We start from the raw sequence: 3,340 nt of genomic DNA on the forward strand, positions 1-3,340 counted from the left end.
CCTCCCTCGTGTCGACCGCTGCCGAGACACCGGTGGCGGCGGCAGCCGGCCACGGACTCGGCGCGGCCATACTGCCAGAGCCGCGGCGGGCGGGGCGCCGCCGTCCGCGCCGGAGGGGGGACCCCCTCCCGGCGGGGGTGGTGCCGCGCGGCGCTTCCCCTATTCTTTCGGCGCTGTACCCGGGCCCGGAGGCCGGGAGGGTCCGGTGTCCGCGGAAGCGGTCGGAGGGGTCCGCTCCCGTCCGGGCCGCGAGCCCAGGAGGGAAGTACCACGTATGGCGACGAGTGACGAGGCGGCGGCGGTTCTCGATGCGGTCCGTGAGCACCACCGGTCCACCCGCACCGAACGCGAGTTCGTTCCGGGTGTGACGGAGATCTGGCCCTCCGGGGCGGTCCTGGACGAGGAGGACAGGGTGGCCCTGGTCGCGGCCGCCCTCGACATGCGCATCGCGGCGGGCCCCAGCGCACGCCGCTTCGAGTCCGCGTTCGCCCGCAGGCTCGGAAGGCGCAAGGCCCACCTCACGAACTCCGGCTCCTCGGCCAACCTGCTCGCGCTGTCCTCCCTGACCTCGCACCTGCTGGAGGACCAGCGGCTGCGCCCCGGCGACGAGGTCGTCACGGTCGCCGCCGGGTTCCCGACGACCGTCAACCCGATCCTCCAGAACGGGCTCGTGCCCGTGTTCGTGGACATCGAGCTGCGCACGTACAACACCACGGTCGAAAGGGTGGAACGGGCCATCGGCCCCCGTACCCGGGCGATCATGATCGCCCACGCGCTGGGCAACCCGTTCGAGGCGCGGGAGATGGCGCGCCTGGCCGAGGAGCGCGACCTGTTCCTGATCGAGGACAACTGCGACGCCGTGGGCTCCCTCTACGACGGGCAGGTGACGGGCTCCTTCGGCGACCTGTCGACGGTCAGCTTCTACCCGGCGCACCACCTCACCATGGGCGAGGGCGGCTGCGTGCTCACGTCCAACCTCATGCTGGCCCGTGTGGTGGAGTCCATGCGCGACTGGGGGCGGGACTGCTGGTGCGAGCCCGGTGAGAGCGACACCTGCCGCAAGCGCTTCAGCTACCAGCTCGGGACCCTGCCCCCCGGCTACGACCACAAGTACACGTTCTCCCACGTGGGCTACAACCTGAAGGGGACCGACCTCCAGGCGGCGCTCGGGCTGAGCCAGCTCGACAAGCTCGACTCCTTCGGCGAGGCCCGGCGCCGCAACTGGCGCCGGATGCGGGAGGGGCTGGACGGGCTTCCGGGCCTGATCCTGCCGGAGGCCACGCCCAACAGCGATCCGAGCTGGTTCGGCTTCGTGGTCACCGTGGACCCCGGGGCGCCGTTCGACCGGGCCGAGCTGGTCCACTTCCTGGAGTCCCGGCGGATCGGCACCCGCCTGCTCTTCGCGGGCAACCTGACCCGGCACCCCGCCTACCTGGACCGGCCGCACCGCGTGTCCGGAGAGCTGGAGAACAGCGACACCGCCACGGAGCGGACCTTCTGGACCGGGGTCTACCCCGGGCTCACGGACGAGATGATCGACTACGTGGTCTCCTCGGTCACCGAGTTCGTCAAGGAGCGGCACAAGGGCGTCTTCTGACGCGGTGCCGTGCACCCCGGCCGCCGTCTCGGCGGCCGGGGTTTCCTCATTTTTCGGGGTATTCGCATGGCTTTTTGCTGTTATCCGGGGCTTTGGTCTCGGGTCGGCGCACCTCCTCCCCGGGGCGGAGACACGGGGCGGTGCGGCCCCGGACGCGGGTGACCGCGCCGCAGTCGTCGTGTCGGGTGGGTCAGGGAGAAACGCAGGTGGAAGCGGGTCCGTTTCCCGGAACGCGGGCATTCGCGCCCCTCCTTCGGGTGGGTGCCTCCTTTGCGCGACCCCCCACCCCGGGGGCGGGGGGTCGTCCCGCGGAAGGCCGTGAATTCGTCCTGAAGGAGGAAGGGAAAATGGTCCGCGTGAATGAAGACCGCTGCGCGGCCGGAGCCTAATGTGTATTTCACGTCAGGCGTTACCGACAAAACGGTCGCCCTGAGTCGAGAAAGGCATTCCCCATGGCCACTTCCGCCAGCAGCCGCCCCGAGATCAACCTCGACGTCGACGCCGAGACCTTCGAGACCCCGGGCTCGGGCCAGTCCGTCGAGAACAGCGGCGCCGAGGCCCCCGGCCCGATCACCTTCGGCACCACCTGCTGGGGCACCCCCTGCCCGAGCGCCAACACCATCTCCTGCTAGGGGGTGGACCCGCAGTCCCCACAGAGGCCGTGGGCGGCACTCGGCCGTCCGTAACGGTGGAACCCCGTCCCTGATCCACCGCGGCCCGGCACGACCACGCCCGGGGCGGCGGTCGCCCGGCGACCGCCGCCCCGCGGCGCATCCACAGGTGTTTTCCGTACCTTCCGCGAGCGCGGCGCCGCGGGCGCGGACCCGGCCGAGGAGGCAGTCCCCCATGCACGACGACACAGCGCAGGACCGCGAGGAGACGCCGCTGGACGCCGCGCCGCCGCTGGGCCTGCTGGAGTACCTCGACCTGACCGAGGGCCGACCCGTCCGGGACAAGCGCGACACCGCCTTCGCCTCGGCCCTGCTCGCAGAGCGGCTGGGCTACAGCCGCGTCTGGCTGCCCGAGCACCACGCCTCCGGCGTGCCCAGCACCAACCCGCTGCTGCTGGCCGCCGTCCTGGGCAGCCACACCCGGCGCGTGCGGGTGGGCACCGCCGTCACGCTGTCCAGGATCCGCGACCCCCACCTGACCGCCGAGGACGTCGCCGCCGCCGCGCACTTCTGTCCCGACCGCCTCGACGTCGGGTTCGGCCGGGGCGACGTGAGCGGGGGAGCGGCCGAGGACCTGGCCCACCTGCGCGAGCGCGGTGAGGACGTCGGCGCCGTCATCGACGCGACCGTCGCCCTCCTGCGCGGGGGCGCGGAGTGGATCGATCCGGTGGACACCGGGTTCCAGCTCTGGTCGCACGGCGCCGGGAACCGCTCCGCCGAGATCGCGGCCAGGACCGGCACCCACTACTGCCACGCCCTGTTCTTCAACACCGACGTGGACGCCTGCGTCAGCACGCTCAGGGCCTACCGGGCGGCCCATCCCGGCGGGCGCACGGCCGTGGCCCTGGCCCTGGTCGCCAACGACGACCCCGCCACGGCGCGCGCCGACAGCCTGCGCCAGGGCGTGCGGGTCAACTGCGCGGGCACGGCCGACCAGTGCGCCGAAGCGGTCCACCGCGTCCTGGCCATCACCGGCGCCGACGAGGCGGTCGTCACCGAGCTGTCCAGCGATCCCGAGGACCACCTGCGCGCCGTGGAGGAGGTCTTCGCCGCCGTGCGCCGCCGCGCGGCC

Annotated in this window: 3 protein-coding genes; all 3 read left to right on the forward strand. The window is 72.6% G+C overall.

All coding sequences use genetic code 11. The annotated features are described in order from the left end of the window. Nucleotides 1-274 precede the first annotated feature (274 nt). Entirely contained in the window at nucleotides 275-1,597 is a 1,323-nt protein-coding gene (gene rfbH, locus DQW06_RS07135; RefSeq protein WP_071623055.1) for a lipopolysaccharide biosynthesis protein RfbH, read from the forward strand. A gap of 452 nt (nucleotides 1,598-2,049) precedes the next feature. After that, complete coding sequence (locus DQW06_RS07140) at nucleotides 2,050-2,229, forward strand: hypothetical protein (protein ID WP_013155689.1); 180 nt, start codon at nucleotides 2,050-2,052, stop codon at nucleotides 2,227-2,229. A gap of 214 nt (nucleotides 2,230-2,443) precedes the next feature. Then, nucleotides 2,444-3,340, forward strand: an 897-nt coding sequence (locus tag DQW06_RS07145; RefSeq protein ID WP_157983367.1) for an LLM class flavin-dependent oxidoreductase, incomplete at its 3' end; no start/stop codon positions are given.

This window comes from Nocardiopsis sp. TNDT3, from assembly GCF_003427465.1.
In the GTDB taxonomy this organism is placed as follows: domain Bacteria; phylum Actinomycetota; class Actinomycetes; order Streptosporangiales; family Streptosporangiaceae; genus Nocardiopsis; species Nocardiopsis dassonvillei.